The sequence below is a fragment of the Pseudomonadota bacterium genome (assembly GCA_026390555.1).
Classification (GTDB): Bacteria; Bdellovibrionota_C; UBA2361; order UBA2361; family OMII01; genus OMII01.
On the sequence record JAPLFS010000041.1, the window covers coordinates 1 to 25,825 of the forward strand.

Annotated in this window: 20 protein-coding genes; 17 read left to right on the top strand and 3 right to left on the bottom strand. The window is 49.4% G+C overall.

All coding sequences use genetic code 11. From position 1 onward, the window contains the following. From NTV65_06095 to NTV65_06155, 13 genes are all read left to right on the top strand, one after another. Positions 1 to 475, top strand: a 475-nt coding sequence (locus NTV65_06095; protein MCX6114768.1) for an SMC family ATPase, incomplete at its 5' end; no start/stop codon positions are given. A 147-nt stretch (positions 476 to 622) separates the two neighbouring features. Beyond that, complete coding sequence (locus NTV65_06100; GenBank protein ID MCX6114769.1) at positions 623 to 3,319, top strand: hypothetical protein; 2,697 nt, start codon at positions 623 to 625, stop codon at positions 3,317 to 3,319. Positions 3,320 to 3,324: 5 nt separating this feature from the next. Next, positions 3,325 to 4,971 (top strand): SpoVR family protein, encoded by a 1,647-nt coding sequence (locus NTV65_06105; GenBank protein MCX6114770.1) that lies wholly within the window; start codon positions 3,325 to 3,327, stop codon positions 4,969 to 4,971. Positions 4,972 to 4,979: 8 nt separating this feature from the next. Next, positions 4,980 to 6,134, top strand: coding sequence for a DUF444 family protein (locus NTV65_06110; protein MCX6114771.1), 1,155 nt, complete (start codon positions 4,980 to 4,982; stop codon positions 6,132 to 6,134). 32 nt (positions 6,135 to 6,166) lie between these two features. Beyond that, positions 6,167 to 8,311: a serine protein kinase gene (locus NTV65_06115; GenBank protein ID MCX6114772.1), complete on the top strand. Its 2,145-nt coding sequence runs from the start codon at positions 6,167 to 6,169 to the stop codon at positions 8,309 to 8,311. Between the two features lie 29 nt (positions 8,312 to 8,340). Then, positions 8,341 to 8,694, top strand: a complete 354-nt coding sequence (locus NTV65_06120; GenBank protein ID MCX6114773.1) for a histidine triad nucleotide-binding protein — start codon at positions 8,341 to 8,343, stop codon at positions 8,692 to 8,694. Between the two features lie 93 nt (positions 8,695 to 8,787). Continuing rightward, on the top strand, positions 8,788 to 9,582 hold the full coding sequence (locus tag NTV65_06125) for an enoyl-CoA hydratase-related protein (GenBank protein ID MCX6114774.1): 795 nt from the start codon (positions 8,788 to 8,790) through the stop codon (positions 9,580 to 9,582). Between the two features lie 12 nt (positions 9,583 to 9,594). Continuing rightward, positions 9,595 to 10,755, top strand: a complete 1,161-nt coding sequence (locus NTV65_06130; protein ID MCX6114775.1) for an acyl-CoA dehydrogenase family protein — start codon at positions 9,595 to 9,597, stop codon at positions 10,753 to 10,755. 29 nt (positions 10,756 to 10,784) lie between these two features. Next, positions 10,785 to 12,461, top strand: coding sequence for a methylmalonyl-CoA mutase family protein (locus NTV65_06135; protein ID MCX6114776.1), 1,677 nt, complete (start codon positions 10,785 to 10,787; stop codon positions 12,459 to 12,461). Then, entirely contained in the window at positions 12,458 to 12,892 is a 435-nt protein-coding gene (locus NTV65_06140; GenBank protein MCX6114777.1) for a cobalamin B12-binding domain-containing protein, read from the top strand. Before NTV65_06135 ends, NTV65_06140 begins: the two co-directional genes overlap by 4 nt. 188 nt (positions 12,893 to 13,080) lie before the next feature. Then, entirely contained in the window at positions 13,081 to 13,635 is a 555-nt protein-coding gene (greB, locus tag NTV65_06145; protein MCX6114778.1) for a transcription elongation factor GreB, read from the top strand. 313 nt (positions 13,636 to 13,948) lie between these two features. Next, positions 13,949 to 15,781, top strand: coding sequence for a hypothetical protein (locus NTV65_06150; protein MCX6114779.1), 1,833 nt, complete (start codon positions 13,949 to 13,951; stop codon positions 15,779 to 15,781). Positions 15,782 to 15,823: 42 nt separating this feature from the next. Further along, entirely contained in the window at positions 15,824 to 17,041 is a 1,218-nt protein-coding gene (locus NTV65_06155; protein ID MCX6114780.1) for an MFS transporter, read from the top strand. 47 nt (positions 17,042 to 17,088) lie between these two features. On the opposite strand, the gene NTV65_06160 is transcribed toward NTV65_06155, so the two are convergent. After that, positions 17,089 to 17,736, bottom strand: coding sequence for a sigma-70 family RNA polymerase sigma factor (locus NTV65_06160; GenBank protein ID MCX6114781.1), 648 nt, complete (start codon positions 17,734 to 17,736; stop codon positions 17,089 to 17,091). A 350-nt stretch (positions 17,737 to 18,086) separates the two neighbouring features. Between NTV65_06160 and NTV65_06165 the strand changes: the two genes are divergently transcribed. From NTV65_06165 to NTV65_06175, 3 genes are all read left to right on the top strand, one after another. After that, positions 18,087 to 18,539: a hypothetical protein gene (locus NTV65_06165; protein MCX6114782.1), complete on the top strand. Its 453-nt coding sequence runs from the start codon at positions 18,087 to 18,089 to the stop codon at positions 18,537 to 18,539. Between the two features lie 69 nt (positions 18,540 to 18,608). After that, complete coding sequence (locus tag NTV65_06170; protein ID MCX6114783.1) at positions 18,609 to 19,646, top strand: hypothetical protein; 1,038 nt, start codon at positions 18,609 to 18,611, stop codon at positions 19,644 to 19,646. A gap of 1,147 nt (positions 19,647 to 20,793) precedes the next feature. Next, a complete protein-coding gene (locus tag NTV65_06175; protein ID MCX6114784.1) occupies positions 20,794 to 21,321 on the top strand; it encodes a hypothetical protein in 528 nt (175 codons plus the stop codon). Between the two features lie 247 nt (positions 21,322 to 21,568). On the opposite strand, the gene NTV65_06180 is transcribed toward NTV65_06175, so the two are convergent. Beyond that, positions 21,569 to 21,961, bottom strand: coding sequence for an aspartate 1-decarboxylase (locus NTV65_06180; GenBank protein ID MCX6114785.1), 393 nt, complete (start codon positions 21,959 to 21,961; stop codon positions 21,569 to 21,571). A gap of 152 nt (positions 21,962 to 22,113) precedes the next feature. On the opposite strand from NTV65_06180, the gene NTV65_06185 reads away from it, so the two are divergent. After that, on the top strand, positions 22,114 to 22,512 hold the full coding sequence (locus tag NTV65_06185; GenBank protein MCX6114786.1) for a response regulator: 399 nt from the start codon (positions 22,114 to 22,116) through the stop codon (positions 22,510 to 22,512). A 36-nt stretch (positions 22,513 to 22,548) separates the two neighbouring features. On the opposite strand, the gene NTV65_06190 is transcribed toward NTV65_06185, so the two are convergent. Beyond that, a complete protein-coding gene (locus NTV65_06190) occupies positions 22,549 to 25,686 on the bottom strand; it encodes an ATP-binding protein (protein MCX6114787.1) in 3,138 nt (1,045 codons plus the stop codon). Between the last annotated feature and the right edge of the window lie 139 nt (positions 25,687 to 25,825).

Genomic DNA, 25,825 nt, shown 5'->3' on the forward strand with positions numbered 1-25,825 from the left:
CGTGAACTCTTCGATTCGGCCCCGTATGGCTGAACTTGCCAGTGAATACTTGGCTGACCTGACCGATGGGCGCTACTCGGCAGTTGAATTAGCCGAGGATTTTACCCCTACGGTAGTTGAGGACGGCGAGGCCAAGCGGGTTATTAGTGGGGGAGAGGAGGATATCCTTAACCTCTGTATGCGCATCTCGCTCTCTCATATGTTGGCAGAGCGGGCCGGACAGAGCTTTTCGCTCTTGATGCTCGATGAGGTCTTTGGCTCCCTCGATGAGGGGCGACGTAGTAACGTACTAGCGTTATTAGAGAAGCTCAGAAGGCGCTTTGAGCAGATAATTATTATTACCCATCTCGATGATATTAAGGATGGTGTGCAGCACCTTATTCAGGTCGAATACGAGGAGTCCTCAGGGACCGCGCAGGTTGTTTCGGCGCAGGATCTAAGTACGGGCGCTCATGAAAGAGCGATCGCTTTATAATCAAACGCAAGTTGAATTTCTGTCGATGCCGATCTGCGCCGCTTTCTCTATGTAAAATTATGTTCCATAGAACGGTAATTTGGTGCTAGGTTCTTGGACTGTTTGATGCCCAGTTAATACCGGAGCAAATTAGTAGTGGCGCCGTTCATGAATAGAGAGCAACAGGAGCCCCTAGGGGGAGGAGTGGAACAACATACGGAGATACTTTCCAGCGCTCTTCGCACCCCACAGCTCAGCGAGGCTCTCCTTGCAGAGGGATCTCGCAAATTGCTCGAGGCCTTTAAGGCTTCTGAGGGTCAGCGCTACACCCAGGTCTCTCATGAGCTTAGCTACGGCGACTACCTGCGTGAAGTTCTCAAAAGTCCACGCCACCTGATCCGCAATACGTTTCAGTACACGGCCGACGCCATGGAATCGTTCGGAGCCGAGACAAAAACCGTATTGGGGCAGGAGCTCCTAGATTTCAAGCTACGCACCTGGCCGTGGGAGTCCGGGATGGTATGTGACAAGAGAAAGCTTGAGGGACAGGAGCCTGCCCTCAATGAGTTCTATCAGCAGATGAGGTTGTTTGGGCGTAGAGAGTTCTCCAACCGGATGTTTATATTTCATGGCCCACCCGGTTCTGGCAAAACGCGCCTTAACGACACACTCGATGCGATGCTTGAGCATTACTCAGAGCGGGATCCTAATGGTGCGCTCTATCGCTTAATCTGGGTATTTCCAGAGGAAAGAGCCGCGAAGGCCTTCGGGTTTTCAATGAATCAGCCTAGAAGCGCATACGCTACTGAGGAGGGGAGCGGCCAGGTAGCTCGCATCGTATACAGACCGATAGGCAATACCGATCCGCTCTTTCTCCTCTCCGCTTCATGTGACGGCAAGGGGCCGCGTGAGCAACTACTGGCTAACCTTGAAGAACAGGGGAGGCTGTCGACAGATCTCAACGTTGATTATCTATTGCGTGGGGAGCTAGATACATTCTCAGAGTCGTTACTTGAGACCTTAGTTAGTTTTTATCGGCAGGATTATATAGCCAGAGGTCTTAACCAGCAGGATCGATCGGAGAGTACGATACTTGATGAGGTACTAAATCGGCACGTGCGTGTTGAGCGTTATACCCTCTCGTGTAGACAGGGTAGAGGGCTCTGCTCCATCTGGGGGAGCGCCAATCGAGATGCTGACATAGAGCAGTTTTATGATTCCTATGCGCCGCCACCTGAGGAGGTTCGCGCAGCAGAGAGAGATCTCCATATACCAACTAGCTTTATGCTTCGTGCCAATCGTGGGCACCTGCATTTCTCGGATCTATTTCGTCCAAATGAGCGTGATAGGGGTGGGGACGATATTTCGCACATGAATCACCTCCTAAACGAGATCGAATCTGGACACACCCAGATCTTTTCGCTTAGGCAGGCTGCCGCAATTAAGACAGAGAAGGTGAATGTTCTCCTTAGAGCAGACGCCAACGATGATCTGATTATGATGAAGAGTGGCGCCAATGGTTGGGACTCTCTGGTGCGTCGACTACAGTTCATTACGGTTCCGCATATTACGCGCTACCTCTCTGAGGCCGCGGCGCAACGGGATTTCTTTAGAACTATAGTCGGAACGGATCGGGTAATCTGTCCACATGTACTTGATGCTGTCGCGTTGTTCGTAACGGCATCGAGACTTCTGAAGCCGAATCCGACAAGCTATAGCGATGTGCATGAGAGGATGCCTGGAATTCTAGCGCGTATGAGCGTCGTTGAAAAAGCGCTGCTTTTGCAGGAGCCGAGAGACGGAGTTAAAAACGAGCTTAATATGCTCAAGTCAGAGGAGAGCGCCAAATGGCATCAGGACGATCTAGTTCTTCTAAAGAAATTCCTGCCAAAGATAGCAGATGAATATATGTACGGGGTCGGTGAGACTAGATTCTCGCTCTATGATGGTGGTTTCGGAGTCTCAACGGCAAATGCACAGGATCTGCTGCGCAAGATGGCGGTTTTTAGACAGGGTGAGCCAATTACTGTGATTGAGGTGATAGAGGTGCTTAAGCAGCATCAAGATAAGTTCCCATATTACGAGAAGATCGAGGAGTCGAAGCGTCAGTATGCACGACGACTGCTCGATGATAAAAAACAGGAGGCATCCCGACTTGGCAGGACGATGAATTATAAGGAAACGCAGGAGGCTCTTAAGGAGATCATGAGCCGTGTTGAGAAGGAGTTTCCTATTCCGTCACCTGATTCGATCGTTAAAGAGATCGTTTCTTACGCTAAGCGTATGGTTCAAGATGATTTTTATGCGGCTATGGGTATTGCAAGTGAGGAGCAGAGCAAACTCTCGATCCGGCGCTATCTGGCACATGCGCGAGTCTCAATTGGGCAGGCTCCACTTGAGGTTGAGCAGCAGTACCGAGTCAATGATCGCGAGCGCGGACATAACGAGGAACTTCTCCAGGATTTTGAGGACAAGGTCGTAAAGAACGAAAACCTCTCGACACCAGAGAAGCGCCAAGAATACAGAAAGCATCTGTTTGAGCAGATCGGTAACTGGCAAGCTGAGAATCCACAGGAAAGCGTTGTTACTAATTATGAGAACATCTTCGGAGAGCTTGTAGAGGGAATGAGGGTTGTTCGGAAAGAGATGCTTGAAAAGCCACTTCATGAGTTCGAACAGATGACAAGGGAGTATGCAGACGATCCATTAAAGGTCAGAAAAGATTTAGATGGTAAGGAAGATGAGCGCCGTAGAGCACAGCGCTGGGTTAAAGCCATTAAGGCGCTTGAAGATACCCTTAAATATCCGAGGGAAGAGCGTTGGGAAACTATTCGCAAGCATCTTGAGTGGGCGGTTAAGAAGTAGGCAGTATGAGCGATCTAGAGCACAACGCGGCAAAAAACAATGACGTTCCATCCTTAGATACAGAGGCTTTTCGCCGTCACAAGATAACGGTGCACGAGTTTGCCGGCTCTCGTGGAGCACAGGAGCGGCTTATTCAGGGGTGGAAGAACGAGATTGAGGAGATCGTAAAGAGTATCTGCCCCCTTGATTTCTTTCCGCAGGAGTTCGTTGTTGTCAATTGGAAGCAGTTGCAGGTAATCCTTGCTCGTGAGGGCTTTCCTAAACGGTATGAGCACTGGCGTTTCGGCCAAAACTACGAGAGTCAGTCAGTACGAGATAGCTATGGACTGGGCCGAACCTATGAGCTGGTTATCAACACAGACCCCTGCATCGCCTACCTGCTCGACTCTAATTCGGTGCAGGAGACCAGAACGGTCATGGCGCATGTTTATTTCCATAATATATTCTTTAAGCATAACGCATATTTCAAGGCTACTGATCGACGCATGCTCGACAAGATGGGGGATCATGCAGAGCGCATCAAACGCTACCAAGAGGAGCATGGTCCGCTAGTTGTAGAGAGCTTTCTCGATAACTGTCTATCGCTAGACAACCTAATTGACGTGCATTCAGTTGCGCTGCGTAGAGCTAGTAACGAGGTAGTGCAGCGATCCACCCTTGAGCGCAGAGCGCTGGATCCTATTAAGCCGGCGCGCTTTGATGTGCCGGAATATCTTGATCGATATGTGAATCCACCTGAAGTGTTGCGCGCGCAGGTTGAACGGGAGACAAAGGAACGTGACCAGAGGCTTAAGAGGCTTCCACCAGAGCCGGAGCAGGATATTCTACTCTTTTTAATGACGCATGCGCCGCTTGATCCGTGGCAGCAGGATGTGCTCTCTATGGTTCGTAATGAGTCGTACTACTTCGCGCCACAACGCATGACCAAGATTATGAATGAAGGGTGGGCGAGCTATTGGCACTCTAAATGTATGACTGAACACCTTTTACCACGCTATCCATCTGAGACGGTAGACTACTGCGATTTTAACTCTTCCGTATTGCAGCCGTGGGGCAAGAGTATAAATCCATATCGTCTCGGTGTGCGACTATTGCGCGACATCGAAGAGCGTTGGGATAAGGGCAAGTTCGGCCATGAGTGGGATGATTGTCGGGATATGGAGGCTCGGCACAACTGGGACAAGAAAATTGGCTTAGGGCAGGAAGAGATCCTGCGTGCCATGATTACACACAACGACCTAACATTTATCTACCATTATTTAACCCCTGAATTCTGTGCTGAGAATAAGCTTCATACCTATGAGCATGATAATGAGGGGGATGCCTATGTATCATCAGAGGAGTTTGATGATGTACGTTCGATGCTGGCGCGCTCATTAATGAATCTTGGAGAGCCGAAGCTCGCCGTAGTCGATGCAAATCATGCCAATAGAGGCGAGCTCGTTATTCTTCATAGCTTCGACGGACAGGAGTTAAACCGCGGCCTTGCTGAGCCAACCTGTAAGAATCTGCAGAGGATATGGACCCGTCCGGTACACGTGCTGACGCAGGATAAGGATGGGACTAGGCGTAGAATAAGTTATGACGGTAAAACACTTAGCTCACAAAAAGCTTCGGATGATTATCAAGGGTACTTTGAGAGGATAGGGTAGGAGGTATTATGACGCTCGATCCAAGTCATTCTAAATCTAGGCAGACCGCTATTGAGCAACAGTCCTTCTCTCTGGAGACCGCTTCACTTGGTATTGAGCCCGATGTAAAGCGCTTTCGGGATATAGTTAAAGGCAAGGTTCGAGAGGATCTCACCGAATACATCACAAGTGATGAGATCATAGCCCAGCATGGGAACGATATGATCTCAGTACCTGTTAAAGAGATAACCATCCCCCGTTTCATCTTCGGCGCAAATGATAAGGGAGTTGGAGAGGGAGAAGGAGAGGATGGTGATGGCCCTGGTGGCAGGCGAGGAGGTACAGGTGAGGGAAAACATCTTCGTGAGGAGAAGTTCCATATAGAGGAGTTGGCAGACCTACTTGGAGAAGAGCTTAAGCTGCCACGCATTAAGCCCAGGCTTACCTCTGGACTGGAGGATGCAGTTCCACGTTACGAGGGGATCTCGCGGCGCGGGCCCCCTGCACTTAGGGACCATAAGAGAACCTTTAAAGAGGCTCTCAAGCGTGCGGTAGCTGAGGAGAGCTATGACGATAAAGATCCAAATATAGTTCCGATCAAGGATGATTTTCGATATCGGAGTGCGCGGCTAAAACCACGCCCCAAAACTAATGCTGTGATCTTCTACGTGATCGATGTCTCTGGTTCTATGGGAGAGGAAGAGAAGTCGTTGGCGCGCAACACAGCTTTCTGGACAGACGCCTGGATTGATCGACAATACCAGGGGACAGAGAAGTGCTATATAATTCATGATGTTTCGGCTAAGGTTGTTGACCGAGATACATTCTTTACAACGCGTGAGTCTGGTGGAACCGTGATCTCCTCGGCCTATCAACTCGCCAAAGAGCAGATGTTTGGCAGGTTCTCTCCCGATGAATGGAATATCTACCTTTTTCATTTCTCGGATGGTGATAATAGCTCGCCAGCAGATAGTCAGAAGGCACTTGATTTGCTCAAGCAGGACATCCTTCCCTATGTTAACTTATTCGGATATGTGGAGATCGGCGCAAGCCGTACCGGTGGAGGATTTATTGAGTTTCTTCAGCCGCACCTGCAAGATCAGGAGGCTGCCGTACTCACTCATATGGGAGACCGTAACGATATTATCCCGGTAATAAAGGATCTGTTAGGAACTGGACGGTAAGAGAATTTGTGTAGGAAAGTAATAAGGTAGTTATGAATACAGAGCAACAAGCAGCATTCGCACGCAACTCGGACCCCGTACAGGCTAAATTCGGGACAACGCAAGCAGAGATTCGCAATATCTTTCAGCGCACCGAGTTGCAGCGCCAGTACAAAGATCTGAACTGGATCGGCACCTTCGATGATTACCTGAAAGTTGCAACAGCCAATCCAACCGTTACGGACAACGCCTTCCAGAGGGTGCATGCGATGATTATGTCGTACGGCGCCGAGAAGTACTCACTAGGCGGGCGCGAGTATACTCGCTTTAAGTTTTTTGATGATCCACTAGGTGCTGGAAATGATGCCGTATTCGGCCTAGATGACAAGCTAATGAAGCTTGTGGAGTTGTTTGAAGCAGCAGCTAAGAGCTATGGACCTCAGAAGCGCCTATTTCTTATGCTTGGACCGGTTGGCTCCTCAAAGAGTACCGTCGCTAGGCTACTTAAGCGCGGGGCTGAGCACTATTCATTAACGCCCCAGGGTGCGGTGTATACCTTTGGTTTCTCAGAGGAGCCAGTCAGACTAGAGAACGCGCAGAAGAGTTTGGATAACCTAGGAAAGATTAATAAAGATCAGGTTGCATGGTCTCCGATGAACGTAGAACCACTCAGTCTTATCCCCAAACATTTACGAAGTGAGTTTCTGGCAGCTCTTAATCAGAGCATCCCAGTAGGGGCACCTAAGATACAGATTAACGGAGGGCTTGATCCCGCAAGTCGATTTCAGTTGCGCGAGTTGCTTGAGAAGTACGATGGCAACTATGATCGGGTGTTCGATCACGTGGTCGTTAAACGACTAGCTATCTCCGAGGAGGATAGAACCGGCATTACTACCTTTCAACCAAAGGACCCCAAGAGCCAAGATTCAACGGAGTTAACAGGTGATATAAATTACCGTAAACTTGCTAAGTACGGCTCGGACTCAGATCCACGCGCGTTCAGCTTTGATGGAGAGCTGTGTTGTGCGAATCGTGGCATCGCTGAGTTTATCGAGGTGCTTAAGCTAGAGAGAGAGTTTCTCTATGAGCTTCTTACCGCAACGCAGGAGCGGGTAATTAAGCCTAAGAAGTTCCCTCAAACGGAGATAGATCTAGTGTTACTTGGGCACACTAACGAAGCTGAATATGAGAAGCTTCAAGCGGACCGATTCCAGGAGGCGCTACGAGACCGCTCTCTAAAGATAGATATCCCGTACGTACTGACCCTTTCGAATGAGAGGAAGATCTACGAGAAGGACTTCACCTCAGAGAAGGTTGATCGTCATATTGCTCCGCACACTATCGAGGTAGCAGCGATGTTCGCTGTGTGTTCGCGACTAGATGAGCCGAAGAAGTCCGGCATGACTCTTCTACAGAAAATGCGGCTTTATAACGGCGAATCTGTCGCGGGCTATACCGAACAAACTGTGCGTGAGATTCAGGACGAGGCTCCGCGTGAGGGGCATCGCGGCATCTCGCCCCGCTTTATTCAGGACTGCCTGAGCGCTTGCCTAGTGCGTGATACAGAGGAATCACGGCGATTCTTGAGCCCCTTCATGTTGCTTAATGTGCTGCGTGAAAGGCTTCCAGAGAATCCGCACGTTACCTCGGATGATGAGCGTAAGAGGCTTTCAGCGATCCTTGATAAGGTTGAGCAGGAGTATAAGGATATCGTCAAGAAAGAGGTGCAGCTCGCCATCGCTGGTGATGTAAAGGCCCTTGAAACGATGGGTCAGAAGTATGTGGAGAATATCTCGGCCTATCAGAGAAAACAGAAGGTAGAGAATCGCCTTACCAGGGGGCTTGATGAACCGGATGAGAAGTTTATGCGCTCGATTGAGGAGAAGATCGGGATTGCGGCAGCCGCCAAGGATGACTTCCGTCGTGAGATCTTGCAGACGATCGGTGGTATGGCGGCGGCAGGGCGCAAGTTTAATCCGCTCGACAACGATCGGCTTCGCGAAGCGCTTGAGAAGAAGTTGTTCGATGATACCAAGGATACCATTCAGATTAAGCAGTTCGTCTCAGTTGTTCAACATGATGACGAACAGCAACAGAAGTTTGATACCCTAAAGGAGCGTCTTATTAAGCGCTTTGGCTATAACGATGATAGCGCAACTGAGGCGCTTAAGTTTGTTGCGAGTATCTTGGCGCGCTAAAGGGCCGTAAATAAAAGATGGAAGGTGGTATGACACAGGCAGATGATACGATATTTATGAAGATAGTAAGGGGCGAGATCCCGGCGCAGATCCTTTATGAGAGTGATAATGTGCTTGCTTTTAGGGATATAAACCCTGTAGCACCCTCGCATATATTGGTGATCCCAAAGCGCGCCATTACGAACCTGGCTGCGGCTGAGTCAAGCGATAAGGAGCTGCTTGGAGAGCTGCTGCTCGCCGCGGCAGAGGTCGCTCGTCAGGAGGGGCTTGCAGACGGGGGTTACCGGGTTGTGACTAATATAGGCGCTAACGGTGGTCAGACCGTCCCGCACCTGCACCTACATATAGTTGGGGGGCGGCCCTTTCACTGGCCGCCGGGATAATAGCCCAGGTTGCTCATCAAATCGCAGTAGCAGGAGTATGAAAACAGGGGTAATCTACCCCCTAATAGCTATTTTCACGGCGATAAAATTCATATGAACACACAACAGGAAGATAACACTATTTATGTTATGCGCGACGGGGCTATTCGCACCGTTGTTCTTAATCGCCCCGACCGTCTTAATGCGCTCAATCCCGACCTACTACAGGGTCTGGTTATTGAGCTGACTAAGATCGCAGCGGATGCCGAGGTGCGCGTGGTAGTTATCACAGGTAGCGGTGAGAAGTCATTCGTTGCCGGTGCTGATATTCACTCCATGAACCAACTTGGGGCTAGGGCGATAGCTGACTACCTAGAGCTTGGCCAACGTGTGATGCGTATGATTGAGACCCTTAAGGTTCCGGTTATCGCAGCGGTTAACGGCTTCGCTTTTGGCGGTGGCCTTGAGCTTGCGCTGGCGTGTGACATAATTCTCTGTAAGGAGAGCGCTAAACTCGGGCAACCGGAGGTTGATCTCGCCATCATCCCAGGTTTTGGTGGAACTCAGCGCCTTATTCAACGCTGCGGCATCGGTACCGCGCGCAGATTGTGCTATACTGGAGAGAGGCTCTCAGCACCCGATGCCAAGGCGCTTGGAGTGGTTGATATCGTCGTTGCAGATGCAGAGTTTAAGGCCGAGGTAGCGCGCCTCTCAAATCTTATTGCAAGCAAAGCGCCCCTAGCGGTACAGAGTGCGAAGCGTGTTATAAATCGCACAGGGGAGACCCTCTTACTAGCAGGGTTGCGCCACGAGGTTGAGGAGTTCATACAGCTCTTTAAAACCGCGGATAGGGAGGAGGGGATGGATGCATTCCTTCAAAAAAGGCCCCCGATATTTACCGGACGATAGAGGTTATATTGTATGGTGTGGCGAGATAGCGTTGCGTTTGAACTATCGGAGGAGGAGAACTTCGCCTGTGATACGGCGCACGCCTTTGCCGCTAAGGAGGTCGCTCCTTTAGCTGTTAAGATAGATAAAGAGCACTACTTTCCACGCGAGCTGTTACCCAAGATGGGAGAGCTAGGGTTGATGGGTGCCATAGTTCCACTTGAGTTTGGAGGAGCGGGGCTATCAACCCTTGCATATGCTCTGATTATCGAGGAGCTTTCAGCCGCATGCGCATCAACTGGCATCATCGTAAGTGCGCACACCTCACTCTGCATCTCTCCTATTGTCGAGTACGGTACTCAGGAGCAGAAGGAATACTTTCTACCAAGGCTCGCCTCTGCTAAGGCGCTTGGATGCTTCGCGCTCTCAGAGCCTAGCACCGGAAGTGATGCGGCTTCGATCACAACCACCTTTAGCCGCGACGGGGATGATTTTATAGTTTCAGGCACTAAGAATTGGATTACAAACGGCCCGGAGGCCGATGTGTGTATCCTCTTTGCAACCGAGGACACCTCAAAGGGCAATAAAGGGATATCGGCGTTTGTGCACGATATGAATCTAGCCGGGATTACGCGTGGCAAACGTGAGGACAAGTTGGGCATTCGTGGCTCGCCTACCTCAAGCGTTACATACGATAATGTGCGCCTTCCAAAGAGCTCGCTTCTATATGAGAAAAATCGCGGCTTTCTCGTTGCGATGACGACCCTTAATGGTGGACGAATAGGGGTCGCTGCGCAGGCCGTTGGTATCGCGCGCTCAGCGCTCGACGACGCCCTTAAGTATGCTGCGGAGCGTAAAGCCTTCGGTAAGCATATCTGTGAACACCAATCGATCCAGAACTATATCGCCGATATGGTTTGCCATATCGATAGCTCTCGCTACCTAACCCTTGATGCTGCCAAGCGTAAGGATCAGAAACGGAGCTTTGTTCGTCAGGCGGCGATGGCCAAACTCTGCGCCTCTGAGACCGCGATGATGTGCGCTATAAAAGGCATTCAGATCCACGGTGGATACGGCTATGTGACCGATTATCCGGCCGAAAGACACCTGAGAGATGCAAAGATTACGGAGATTTACGAGGGAACGAGCGAGATCCAGCGCATACTGATAGCCACACAGCTACTTAAAGAGTAGGCTAAAAGGGTTGTGGCAAAGCTTCCCCTATGACCAAAAAACCAAACAACAAAGCCCCATTTTCTCAGAGCTCTTCGTATAGCGATTGGCGTAGTGCTACCTATGCGGCGCAGCGCGAACGGTTGGTTAAGTTCAACTCCATAAGCTTTCGGGAGCAGCCCGAAATAGTAACCCCAGAGAACGGGGGCGCAGTTGATTACCACAAAGATCTAGGATATCCGGGCGAGTACCCCTTTACCCGCGGTATTCAGCCCACGATGTACCGTGGGCGGCTCTGGACGATGCGGCAGTTCGCAGGATTTGGAACGCCAGAGGATACCAATCAGCGTTTTAAGTACCTTCTTGATCATGGACAGACCGGACTCTCCACCGCCTTTGATATGCCGTCTTTGATGGGGTACGACCCCGATCACCCACGCTCGCTCGGAGAGGTAGGGCGCGAGGGGGTTAGCGTTGCAACGCTTGATGATATGGACGCCCTCTTCGATGGTATAGCGCTCGATCAGGTTACGACCTCGATGACGATTAATTGTACCGCAACGGCCGCATTCGCATTTTACTTTGCGCTCGCAAAGCGGCGTGGCATCGGATTCAATCAGATTGGGGGCACGATTCAAAACGATATGCTCAAGGAGTTTATCGCGCAGAAGGAGTGGATCTCACCCCCAACTCCATCTGTAAAGCTCGTCTGCGATGTTATTCAGTTCTGTGCCAACGAAGCTCCAAAGTTTAATCCGGTCAGTATTAGTGGCTACCATATCCGTGAGGCCGGTGCGACGGCGGTACAGGAGCTAGCCTTTACGATCGCAGATGGGTTGGCTTATGTAGACCACTGTATCGGGCGCGGCATGCAGATCGATGATTTTGCTCCAAGGCTCTCATTCTTTTTTGATATTCATAACGATTTCTTTGAAGAGATAGCCAAGCTGCGTGCTGCTCGCCGCCTCTGGGCGCGCCTGATGCGTGAGCGGTATGGGGCCAAGACAGACGCCTCCTGTAAGCTTAGAACTCATGCACAGACGGCAGGTGTTAGCCTGACAGCACAGCAACCCGTTAACAACGTTGTGCGTGTTGCGATGCAAGCGTTGGCGGCTGTACTGGGAGGTGTACAATCTCTTCATACAAATAGTATGGATGAAACCCTATCGCTGCCGACCGAGGACTCTGTACGGGTTGCGCTCCGTACGCAACAGATTATTGCAGAGGAGAGCGGGGTAACGAACGTGGTTGATCCCCTAGGCGGGTCGTACTTGGTTGAGCGACTTACTAATGAGATCGAAGAGGAGGCGTTGCGGTATATTAAGCAGATCGATGCAATGGGTGGGATGTTACACGCCGTAGAGCTTGGGTTCCCTCAGAGGGAGATCTCGGAGGCGGCATATCAGTTTCAATTAGAGCTTGATGCCGGAAAGCAGACCGTTGTTGGGGTCAATAAGTACCCAGAGGGGGGTGAGCAGGAGATCCCGACCCTAAAGATCGAGCACGCCGTAGAAACACGACAGATTGAAAAGATTAGGCAGTTTAAGTTAAATCGAGATACGGTAGCGCATGCAGGAGCTCTTAAGGATATTGAGCAAACGTGCAGGGAGGATCGTAACGTTGTGCCAGTTCTTATAGATGCGGTTGCGGTGGGCGTTACGTTGGGGGAGGTCTCTGACATATACCGCAAGGTGTTCGGTGTTTATACGGATCCTGGAATGTTATGACGGTAAAGAAAGACAAGGAACCACAAGTGACACAACGTCCGATTCGAATCTTGGTTGCTAAAGCTGGGCTGGATGGACATGACCGCGGAGCGAAGGTCATTGCGCGAGCGTTGCGCGATGCTGGTATGGAGGTGGTTTACACCGGACTGCACCAGACCACCGAAAATATAGTGCGAGCTGCCATCCAGGAGGACGTTGATTGTATCGGACTCAGTATCTTATCCGGCGCGCATATGACGCTCTTTCCGGAGCTTCTTAAGCAACTCAAGAGGGATGGAGCAGAAGATATAGTAGTGTTCGGCGGAGGGATTATTCCAAAGGACGATATCGAAGCACTCAAGGCGCTAGGGGTTAAGCAGATCTTTATCCCCGGTACCCATACGCAGGATGTAATAGACTGGATTAGATCTAACGTGCCGGTTAGTGAATAATAAACCCCTCAGGGGTCGATTTGCGGAGCAAATCGGGGGTGACAATACTAACTATTCACCCCTAAAATAAGCGTCCCCGATCAGGGGACGTCAAGAAAGGGGGGGGGATCTTTAGGACAGATCGCAAGATCGAATCCTTTTAACCACTCTTTTTAAACACCGACAAGTTTATACTGGGGTGAATAGGTATGAGTAAGGCCTTTACCCGTGAAGGGGATGAGAATGTCGAAGATCTAGGCGCTGAGGTCGACGCCTCCATCCCTGGAGGTAAGAACTATATCACGCCAGCCGGCGCCGAGCGCATGCGGCAGGAATTAAAGAAGCTGCGCTACGAGGAGCGTCCAGAGGTTACCAAGGTAGTTTCCTGGGCAGCCGGTAATGGGGATCGCTCCGAGAACGGTGATTACCAATACGGCAAGAAGCGCTTAAGGGAGATCGATAGACGGATGCGCTTTCTTGCAAAGCGTCTTGAAGCGGCTGAGATAGTTGACCCGTTAGTTATAACGGCAACATATGTTCAGTTCGGCGCTACGGTGTTGCTTAGGTACGAGGACGGCAGTGAGCGCACCTTCTCAATAGTAGGTATAGATGAGGTAGATGTGGCCCGTGGTCGTATAAGTTGGCGCTCACCGCTCGCCAACGCGCTACTTAAGGCACAGCAGGGGGATGTTGTTATCTTTAACGCTCCCAATGGACAGCAGGAGGTTGAGGTCTGCTCCATTAAGTATGTCGAGTTGACGTAGGCGCAGAGGTGCAAAGTTAATCAGCAGCCCCTAAGGGGCCGATTTGCGGAGCCCGTCCAGCAGCGCAAGCTGCTGGCGCAGCAATGCGGTGGGGGTGGTAACATTAACTGGTCACAAAATCTGCCGTCCCCGATCAGGGGACGACCAATCGAATTACCTATGAAACTTCGCCGTAATCTGAGTAGCTTGAATCGCGACATTAAACTACGGTGACCAGTTACAAAACAAGCTATATATCAGGGGCTTATCTGCTGTAGTACACATTATGGAGTAAGTTGGGCATAACTACCTAGATACGTTTTTAGGTAATTTTATGTTCAAACCGCCTGACCAAATAGTCAGCACAAAAGAACAGGAGCCTGGGTCTCGCATGCCCACCCTGCCCACGACTGAGAAGATTGAGTCTGCTCTGAGGTCGTTGGAGAGGGGCGGCACGTTATTCGTTGATGTAACCGGAGCCGTACATAACGATAAGCGACAATTTCTTAACGGGACGGCAGAACCATTAGTATCGTTTAAAAGGCCGTTCGATGATCGCGGGGTCTTTATAGTTCACTCCGGTCTTCCCCCAAGGAACCAAACCTTTTGCGCACCTTCGAGGACTGAGGGAGAGAGCAGATATAGTGGTGATAAAGCTGAGCCACTCAAGTACTCAACCACTTTGAACTCTGGGGCGATCTTGCTACTCGGATCTGAGTGTGAAGTAACTATACCTAAGCGTGAGGTGTTAGATCCAAAAACTCCCGAGGAGAAGTTGAGTGCATTGCTAGCCGGAGCAAAGGTTGGAGAAACGGTGGAGTTGGGGCGTAGAGCTGTCCCAGAGTGCGATCGTAAAGTAAGTAGGGTTCACTGCACGATTAAGGTTCTCAAGAGCGATAAACTTAACGATGGTGCACTCTCGCTCCAGATTGAAGTCATCCCCGGGATGCCAAGTAAGGGGGTCGTTCAAATCGAGCATCTAGTCGGACGTAGGGAGAAGATCCACGGGCAGGTTGAGGCGGCTTCAGGAGCGGCTGTTTTTCTTGGGGATAGTATAGGAACGGTTAAGATACCGCACATCCCTGGTTCTATCGAGGATGCCTCGCTTTCTATATCGCAGATGTTGTCGGAGGGTCTCGTATTAGATGCCAAAAAAGTTTTAGGCACCTTTATGGGTAAACATGAGAGTACAGAGCATTCCCTTAACCTTCGTGACTTCGAGAGACTTGCTTCGCATGGAGTGGAGATCGTACTTAAGGCAAATGTACTGCAGAATCAGATCTCTCAAGCACTAAGCCTGATAAGAGAGGGGAAATACAGTGAGGCGATAGAGCACCTCCGCGACCCCCATACGCTAGTGATGCTGGGATATACCTTCGCAGAGAATCACTGCTTTGGCCTGACTGAGATTACACATGAAGCTATTATAAAGAACCTAAAAAAGATCTCTAGGGATTCATGGTTTAAGATCGATCAAAAGCAAGTTTACCCCAGTTTTGGAGTGCTTCATCCAGGACTTGCTCCGCAAAATCAGGAGGAGCATGAGCTGCTTAATCATTGGCACAAGGAGGTAGCGCTCGTATATGCAGAGGAGTACACACATGCCTTGCAGGATCTCTTAGGTGGCTGCGTATCGCGCAAGGCCGCCCTACTTAGTACACCAGATCATGAGGCAGATGTGGCGCTCTTTTTTCATGAACAGGGGGTGAAGCTTTCGTATGATTTTGTAAAAAACCGCTACTCTGAGAGGGGAGATGCTCTTGAGCTAGCTAATGGATTTCAGAGTGCGCAACAGCAGGAGATCTTTACGAAGGCCCTTGCAGATATGCCGCTAGGTGCGCTTCTTTATGTTGGGCGGGATACAGATAACCTCACAGATAAGAATAATCAGAAACACAACTTCTCAATTTCTCAATATAAACATGAAGCTGATGATCAGATATTTGCCGGTAAATGTCGGCATGCCCTGAGGCAACTAAAAGAGGTAGAGCTTACTATACGAAAAAATAGAGATGGTAGCTTTGATGTTGCCCCCTTCGCAGATAAGGCTGCTACCCTCTTTGTGCCGGATGCAAGTGGATACTACTACCGCGCTACGAAACCGGTGACACTCGAGCCTGGAACTCCGATATATATCGGACGGGCGTTTAAGTTCGTGCTATCGTAAGAGCAGATAGCAAGCCGCTACAGAGAGTGCTAAATATCCCGCATGACTCAACATCAGCGCCTACTCTCCACCGCCCTATTAGTTGCTACCCTGGGGTACTTCGTAGATGTCTATGATCTAGTGCTCTTTATTGTGCTTAAAAACCCCTCTCTAAAGGAGCTTGGGGTGCCAAAGGAGCAATTTATTGATACCGGTGCAGCGCTGCTTAATACACAGATGATAGGCATGTTGGTGGGAGGCGTCATATGGGGGTTGCTTGGAGACAAGATCGGACGCACTAGGGTACTTTTTGGCTCTATCGCCATCTACTCCTTAGCAAACATACTGAACGGCTTTATCGAGTCACTCCCCAGTTACTATGTGCTGCGGGCTCTGGCTGGCTTTGGTCTCGCCGGAGAGCTTGGAGCCGGGGTAACGCTGGTCGCTGAGTTACTGCCGCAACGGCTTCGTGGATACGGCACTACTATTATCGCTGCAGTTGGCGTAACCGGGGCGATAGTTGCTGGATTAACCGGTGAGCTCTTACCGTGGCGTCTCTCCTATATAGTGGGTGGGGTGCTTGGGCTTCTTTTACTTGTGGTACGGTTCTCCGTTGCAGAGTCTGGGCTCTTTGATGCAATCCGCGAGCGGAATGTGCTGCGTGGAAGCCTTGGGATGCTGCTCTCATCACCTAAGCGGGTATCGCGCTACCTACTATGTATTATCCTTGGTCTGCCCACCTGGTACGTAATTGGAATCTTGATGGTAAATGCAGTGGAGATCTCGCACGCACTCGGTGTTGAGGGGGCGCCAAAGCCGGGTTGGTGTCTAATCTGGTGTTACCTAGGGGTTGCGCTGGGAGATATAGGGGCTGGACTTTTAAGTCAGTACCTACAGAGTAGGAAGCGACCGATGGCTATCTTTCTTATACTTGGACTCGTTACGCCGTGTTGGTTCTTGACCCACAAGGGAGTGACGGTAGATATGGTTTATCTGAACTATCTGTTTATGGGATTTTCAGTAGGCTATTGGATCTTGATCGTTACAGCGGCGGCGGAGCAGTTTGGAACAAACCTGCGGGCAACCGTTGCGACATCAGTGCCTAACTTTATTCGAGCGTCGGTTGTTCCGATGAGTTGGCTATTTTTAACGTTGAGATCGTCTCTGGATATCGTTAGCGCAGCTATGTATGTGGGGATAATTACCTCTGCGCTTGCAGCAGTGAGTTTGATCTTTATTAAGGAAACCTTCTCCAATGATCTCGATTTTATCGAGAGGTAGAGATAGCGGCTGCATCGGGAGTAGATGCAGCCGCTTTTTGTGCTAACTTATGCAGCAGCCTGATCGAAGAGATCGCTACCTGTATCCTCAATAACAGCCTTATTGCCTGTGAAATCTTCGTAGTATCTCTGCAACTTCTTGCGCAGCATAATGCGAGAGCGGTGGAGCCGCGACTTTACGGCTGGGATTGAGAGGCTTAAGATCTTCCCGGTCTCATGGTTTGATAGACCATCAACGTCGCGCAGGACAAATACCGCCCTATATTGGTCGGGAAGTTTGTCGATAGCGCGCTGTAGCACCTCTTGTAGCTCGCGAGTTACGGCTACGTTGTACGAGTGAGCCGCAGTAACAACATCACGCTCCATACAGTACAACTTAACAGCAGGGGCCAGGTCATCCATTGAGACCGTCTGGTTTTGCTTTCTCTTACGGAGCTTCATAAAGGCTGCATTTACAACGATACGATAGAGCCAACTTGAGAAGGCCGATTGTCCGCGAAAGCTCTCAATCTTGCGATATACTGTGGTGAATACATCCTGAAGTACCTCTTCAGCATCCTCCTGATTACGCGTAAAGCGCAGAGCAAGGTTCATAGCCTTCGTCTCATATCGAGATATGATCTCTTCAAAAGCTTCTATATTCCCAGCCTTAAATTCACCAACCAAAGCTACATCTGAAATCTTCGTATCGTTCATGACCTTCTCCCTAACTTTTCTCTAAAGTGTGATTAGGTTTATCCCAATCAACGAAGAGCGTTTTCTCATAGCGGGGGAGGGGAGTTGTCACAAGCAAACGAAAAACGTGTAAAAAGATCGTCCCAGTTTGTGTTTAAAACTGATACAACTCGGTAAGTAGCTAAAATTAATGAACATTTGCTTGGCAGAATAGCTTATATAAATAATCTAAGGTCTCACTTTTTTGAAAAAAGTTAGATTCATAGGGGTGGATTCGCCTTAAAAAGAATTTCAATAGCGGAATAAACTCACGCAGTGTTAAATAGTAGGAGTACTTTAATACCAACGACTTTATTATTTTTAGAGTTTCTATGAAAGTTGCAGTGCATTTTTCCGTAGTTATATTCGCGGCCCTTTTTGCCAGCAGCGTAGATACCAGCTTTGCTCAAATTACCGCTGGCCCAGGTCAGTTTGGAGACTGCACAGCTACACAGTACGCAAACTGCGATACCTCGCCCGATCAAGCTCAGCTTGAGCTCCCAGGTGTTGGAGGGGCACAGGATGGTAACTGGGACGATCTCGCAGGAGGGACAACTAATCGCCCCTACGTGCAGCGCCTTGCAGTAATAAACGGCGGTGTTGAGACCATCCTCCTTGAGAATGGAACAACGGCTAGCACACACTCGAATACGCCAGGTTCAGTTGGTATAATCATCTCTCCCACAAATCTGTGCGATTCAACGGAGAATCTAGGTAATAACTTGTGTTATAGCACCCCAAACAGGATCCAGGTGACCCTTGTATACAGAAAGAGTGCAGACTAGGTAGGGACGAACCTGAGCACCCCCAACGATGTTAATTATACCGGGACTACAGGTACGCAGATTCCACTTTTGAGTTTTGATGGCAGCCAGCCCGTTACTATTGATGCAAACACCACGATTGATCTTACGCTCGCTCTTAACACCCTGGGTACCTCTCTACGCTGGACCTGGCTTAACGGTATTCCGAGCTTTTGGGGGCTAGCTGCGCTTGGCGAAGCGACAGCTACATTACGCCTTAAGTTTAATCCAGCTATGCAGCCGGTGCTGCACTATCCCACCCTCCCGAATAGCGCTTCAGCTTGCACCGCTATTCCGGTCCTGGCCTGTGAACTCACCCGCTCTAATTCAGACTGGCTAGGAGCAACGATGGTCCTAAGCCTCGATGATACGCTTGGGCAAGGGATGACCGGGGCTCTTTTTGGAACTGAGGGCGCGATCATCGGATCAGTTGAAGCCTCTTCTGATGCAGCAACCGGCGTGCCCCGTCTTACCTACGGCGTTGCTTCCAGTCACGAGGACTATACCGGTACGATACGCTCTGCCACCCTGCGAGCTTTTATTCCTGCCGCTGCTGTAGTCCAGGTTCTAGGTATCCCATCATTTAACGATAATACTGCGGGATCTATCTCTCCTAGCGATATAATCTCGGTTCAACGTGTGGATGCAGCATCTTCAAGCACCTCATCCTTTGAGGTCTGGGATGAAGCAACCAACGGTGAGGATGGCCTTTTGGTAACGGTTTCAGGAATTACCTTCTCAGCGCCGCAATATCGGGTAAATAGTAAGAAGGGAGTACCTAAGGTGCCCTCCGTCCAACTAACTAAGGGCAAGTACACATTTACGCTGCAAGGTTCTACAACTGGCGCATTAAAAACCTGCAAAACAAAGCCGTGTAAGGTTACGGTATATAGAGCGTCTTCGAACGTTTACCAGTCTACGATTAATAAAGTAGCGCTAGCTCCTGCTAAGATAGCAGGTAGCAAACTCAGCGCCAGCTTTGCGCTCAAAAAATCAGCGCAGGTAAAGAGCGGGACAGATCTTTTAGTAGTGGTAACAAATTCAAGTAAGAAGGTGCTCTCCTCAACACCGATTGAGTTAAGGAACTAGTTACTACCTCTAATTTAATATAGACAGGCTTTATAGGGGGATTGAATTGATACGCAGGCTACTGCGCTCCACTTCAGGGAGCTATCCGATACTGCTCTTTTTCTTGGGAATCGGACTATTCGTATTCTCTCGTTTCTATCATCTCGCTGATTTTCCGATCTACTTCTTCTGTGATGAAGCGTTTGTTGGAGCAAAGACGAGGTACCTTCTTGATAACGGATTTCGGGACGGCCAGGGACGATTACTCCCAATGTACTATGAAAAGGCACCAGGCCGTTGGGTGCCACAGATCTCTTTATATCTCTCTTTACCGGTTGTATGGCTGTGGCCAGTCACAGTTGCTGCACTACGTTCTGTAACGGTCGTATTTTGTCTCTTCGGTGCGATCGCAACCTGCTTGTCAATAAAATGGGTAGAACCTCACAACAGATGGTGGTGGCTGCCTATGTATTTTTTTTGCGTAACACCGGTCTGGTTTCTTCATTCCCGGCTCGCCTTTGAAACTACCCTCGCTGTGGCCTTCAGTTCGGTTTTCATCGGTTCGTACCTCCTCTATCGGTGGCGCAATCCGCGGTATGCGTGGATATCGCTTGTAGCGGCCATCAGTGCGTTCTATTCGCACCTGAGCGGCTCAACACTCATTGTGTTTAGCCTCCCACTACTGGCGCTCATTGATTTTCGCTACCATTTAAAAAACTGGCGTTCACTGGTACCTATCCTACTATGCGGCTTACTTTCACTGTTCCCGTGCATCTATTGGCTCGTGACCATGCCCAATGCGCTCGGACAACAGTTAAGCGTAATGCATTCCCCGTTGGTAAGTGGAACTCCTTGGACGGCAGCGCTTCTAGTCTCATTCCATAAGTGGCTAGCCGGCCTTGATCCTTTTTACTGGTTCAGTGAAGGCCCCCAAAATCAGCTCCGCCATATCTGGAAAGGTCGTAGCATGATACCCTATTGGTCTGCACCATTAGTGGCTCTAGGAATCATCTCTTGCTTACTATCGCCACGAAAGCCTGGCTCTGTACTCTTTGTAACGTGCCTGTTGGTTAGTGTGACCCCTCTTCTTTGGGTAGACAGCCATATTATGCGAGGCTTTTACATACTCGCCCCACTAGCTTATCTCGTCGCAAGGGGTGCTAGTACTATGCACAGCTGGCGTAGAGCGAAGTTTTTGGCGGGCGCCCTACCCATGACTGTAGTTGCGCTTTCTCTTGGCTACCAGACCCTTGCTATGACTCGGGAAGCAATCATAGATGCTCCAACCTGGTATAATAACTATGGCTTATATGGGCTCCAGTGGGGGTCCCAACAACTGTTCGGGCAAGCCATTCCGGCATACTTGAAGACCCACCCGAATGTTACCATCCAGCCCTCCACAGACTGGGCTAATGGCGTTAGCACATTTCCGGTTTATTTTCTTACTCAAGAATATCAACAGAAATTGCGTTTCCTACCGTTCGAGAAAATAAAGCCGAAGCCAGGATTTATAATTCCAGACAACCACGTGTTTATTCTCAGCAATTCAGAACGCAAAAAAGTTGAAAGCTCTGGCAAATACAAGGCCATCGAACCGCAACTCGAAATCCTGTGGCCTAACGGTGAGGTAGGCTTTACTTTTTCGGCTCTAGAATTTGTTGACACCTCCGATGAGTTTAGTCGGCAGTTGCAATAATACAAACAGTTAAATCTAAGTGTAAGGCATAGATGAGGATTATCGCCTTCTCTTAGGATGAGAACTCAATCAAAGAGATCCTGACGGCAGAGGCTCTCCCAGACCTGAGAGCACCGTCAGGTATCCAAAAGTTTATTGATGCCTCTACCACGCAGTCTATCGAGGAGCTTTCCTCTTGTGACTCCTCCTCTGCGCTAGTTGCCTAGAAAGTACCCCGTACCAATGCCCTTCCGGTGATCAGTTGGCGCTATTTTACTATAGCTAGTGGATATTCCGCTCGGATTGATTTAACAGAATTATCTGGATTTAAAAATACTGCGGTAGGCTCATGTTTTACAGCCTCTGTCGCAGAAAGAAAGATAAAGCCCGCTATAATGAGGGTATCTCCTACCTCAACCAGGTGTGCCGCGGCCCCATTAACTAAGATCTCTTGAGTTTTGTGTTCCCCCGCAAGGATATAGGTTTCAAAACGGGAGCCGCGCGTAACGTTCCAGACGGCCACCGCCTCATGCGGTAGCAACCCCGAGATCTCCAGCAGATCGCTCGGTATGGTGATGCTGCCCTCATAATTAACGTTTGCATCGGTGACGATAGCTCCGTGGAGCTTGGCGTTGAGCATTTTTCTAAAAGGGCCATTCATAATGGGATAGGTTACCTCGATAAAAAAAGGTGGGTCAAGGTTAGCGCCCCTAAAATGGGTAAAAAGTGGGATATAATCGGCTTAAGCTCTAAGACAAAAGATCCGACTGTACCTAAGGGGCTAATAATAGCGCCTTTGAGGAGGATTGCAGGATGCTTGAACTACAATTAGATTCGCCGTGCGTTATGGTTATCGACGACGTCCCAGAGACCCGCATGCTGCTCAGGGATATGTTAGAAGAGATGGGGTTTCTGTCAGTTATAGAGGCCAGCAACGGTAGGGATGCGCTCGAAAAGCTCAAGAGCACCCCGACACACCTTATTCTGTGCGACCATATGATGGATGAGATGTCCGGCCTAGATCTCCTCAGCCAACTACGTAATCACCCATACCTGGTTGATATCCCCTTTATGGTTGTAAGTGCGGTGGGCGATGTGCCGGTGATAGAGACAGCGCTCGATCTCGGCGCGGACGACTACCTGATGAAGCCGGTTAGCTTCCAACTTCTACGTCGAAAGGTTTCAGATGTTTTTCGACGGCGCTGCGCCTAGGATAGAGCGATAATGCGATTACGTATTTATTGGCATTTATAGCGGTGAAACCGCTCCTACCAAACCATCTTCTTTTAATGGTATCTCAGCAACTACCAGCTCTATTAGAGAGGCAACGCAGGAGAGTGAGTTTATAAGCTGAGTAAGCTGCTCGTTTTGAATATCTAAACCGGTGGAATTGGCACACATCTCCTCTAGCTGTGTTGTAAGAGCTGCTGCGCTATCCGCGCCAACATCGAGTAAGAGCCCCTTAATTGTATGTAACGCCCTTTTCAGTTTATGCGCTTCGTACTTAGTGGCATGCTGGATAATAAGATCTCTCTGTGCGCCGTAGGCCGATAGAAATGCCATAAGTATCATGCGTGTTCGACGTAGAGATCGGCCCGATCGCTCAAATACCCCCTTTATATCGATAAGTGAGCTCGATTCTAGATAGTTAGTTTGTTCGCCGTACTCAGCGGATAGTCGATTTACTATCTTAAGCAGCGCCTTTTCGACTGAGGTTTCTCTTTTTTCATTGTTTGCTACGGGGGTTGTGGCAAAACTTGCACCGCTACAGGCGCGTACGATACGGCGCAACTCTTGCGGATCAATAGGCTTTGTAATGATCTGATCGATACCCGACCGCCGCATATTAAGTAGTTCCTCTGGCAGGGCGTGCGCCGTTACAGCAACCATAGGGAGGCGTGACATGTTTTTTGCGCCCCCCTCCAGAAGACGCAGCTTTTGAGCGACCGTATTGCCATCCATAATGGGCATCTGAATATCGGTTAGGACGAGATCAATTTCGCGAGTTTTTGGATCCCCAGAGACTATCGGGCTAATACGATTAAGAAGATCTAGGCCGTTTGTTACAACCTCGACTGAGTGACCAGACTCTTCGAGTAACGATTTTAAAATAATACAGTTCGTTGGCGAATCATCAGCTATAATAATGCGTAGAGGGGTATCTTGCGTGTACGGAGTAGTGTCATCAACATGCCCGAGATCGTGTGAAGCAAGGCCGTGTACTAATACCAACACCTCATCTGGGCTAGCCGGGGTCAGTAGGTGCGAGGATGTGCCGTAGATGGAGGGCGCATCACAACGGGCTAGATCCGCTGGGTTAACTAGCACTAAGACGGGACACTGAGTTGCTAGCGCAGCTTGAGTCAGCTCCGTTAGTGACTCTACAGAGAGTTGGCCCGTATCCCATAGAATCAGGTGATCAAATTGATCTATTCTCTTGTATAGATCGGAGATCTCTTGGGGTTTAGCGGAATCAAAAAGTTCAACACTATCTCCTCTTCGTTGTAAGCCGGTGAGTATAAATGGTAGCGCTGATGAATCCCTTGCAATAAGGGCCAATGTTTTTGGTATTAGAGTAGCGTCGCGGATTGAGCTTTTCTCTGTAGCTACCGTAAGAAACGGGATCCTAATTATAAAGGTTGTGCCATAGTGTGGAGTGCTTGTTACATCGATGTTGCCCCCCATTTGAGCCACAATCTGTTGTACGATTGTAAGCCCCAAGCCTGTCCCCTGATATAAGCGAGTGGTTGAGGACTCCGCTTGATGAAAAGGCTCGAAGATATACGGCAACTTATCCTCTGGTATCCCGATGCCGGTATCGTTGACAGTAATGGTAAGGAGTGAGGTATTGTCCTTAGGACTATCATTAGAGTGCACACACAGCGCAACGTGCCCCTCGTGTGTAAATTTACAGGCATTGCCCAGTAGATTAGTCAGGATTTGACGTAGCCTTAGTGGATCTCCAAGCAGGTGCTGCGGTACATCTGGAGATACATCAACTACCAGATCTACCGGTCCTGAGGTGATGGCTGTGCGTGGAGCGACGTTTCTTAGCGCCTCTTTTACAACCTCTCTGAGGTTAAATTCTATCGTTTCTAGGGAAAGATTACCGGACTCAACCTTTGAAAAGTCTAGGACCTCGTTAATCGTAGCGAGGAGTCCGTAGGCAGCCTCATCTGCCATCGTGATATAGCTGCGTTTGTTCTCTGATTGTTCGTGTTGTTTAAGGATACGAAGCATGCCGGTAATGCTGTGGATCGGAGTTCGTAATTCGTGTGAAATCATGGCGATAAAGCGAGATTTTGCTTCGTTAGCCTCGAGCGCCTCATTCTTAGCGTAGTGAATACGTTGATATGAAATGCGCAGTGAATCGATCAGGGCATTAAAGACCTTAGAGAGTTCGCCGATCTCAGCACCTCTGTCGATAGGTACCTTAAGGGTTAGATCATTTGTCTTAGATATAGTCGTAATTCTTCGAGCAAAGCGTGCCAGAGGATTGAGTACAGTTCTATTAATAAAGAGGATCACGATTCCGTTGGCGAGGATCAGAAAGCTCGCTATAACCACTACCAGTAAATCTCTGGTCTCCTCACCTTGGTGCAGAATATCTCTGGGCTGAGAGAAATTAGCTACTATAATAGGACGATCGCTTAGATCTCGAAACACTCCGAGTCCGGTGATGGAGTCTCTATTTTCAAGTATTGCCTGTGATGATGCGTTCTGTTCAGCACTAAACATAGGGTGGCCAGAGTTTTGCTGCTCAAAGGTCAGATTCAGTAGAGTTTGTTGCGCCAAGGTGGCTTGAAGTTTTGCAGAGAAAGATCTGGTAAAGATAAGAAACCCAACGGATTTTTCATGCTGCTTGCTATCGGTGATTGTGGAGATAGAGATAAAGAGAGGCTGCGAATCGACTACGAGCATTCCCGTCAGAGCAGAGTTGAGGGGGCTCTTAATAAAGGCAGCTATCTTTTCGTGTTGCAGGATAGCCTGCGCCGATTGAGCTTTAAGAGCGATAACAGAACCTGCTGTTTTAGAGAGTTCGCCAGCATGAAAAATATGACCTGTGTTATCTGTGTAGATGAAGTGTTGTAGCTCAAAGGGAAGAAGGGCTTCGTAGTTCAGGTTTGATTCTACGTATCCTGGATTATTTCCGAGCAGAAAGTTATAGCTCTCGTCCCAGTGCCCCCAATCGAGGCTACGAATGCGTAGCTCCTCCTTGACCGCTGTGATGGATTGAAAGACCCGTGCTAGGTTCTCGCCAGTGCGGGCGCGTTCAAGTTGGCGGAACTCATTAAGCAGGAACTGTGAGAAGAGAAGATACGTTGCCGCGATAACAGCGACGAAGATAAGGGTGATGGTGCTGGCGATCTTTAATCTAAGTCCCATATGGAGCCTAAGTAGATAGATCGTCGGAGCCCCTTTGATACTTAACGGGGTTTTTGGTAACGGCGTTTTAATTTGCGCGTCTTGTGTATACAGAGAGGGGTAAGTTCACTGTAGGTGGACGTACTAACTAAACGATGTT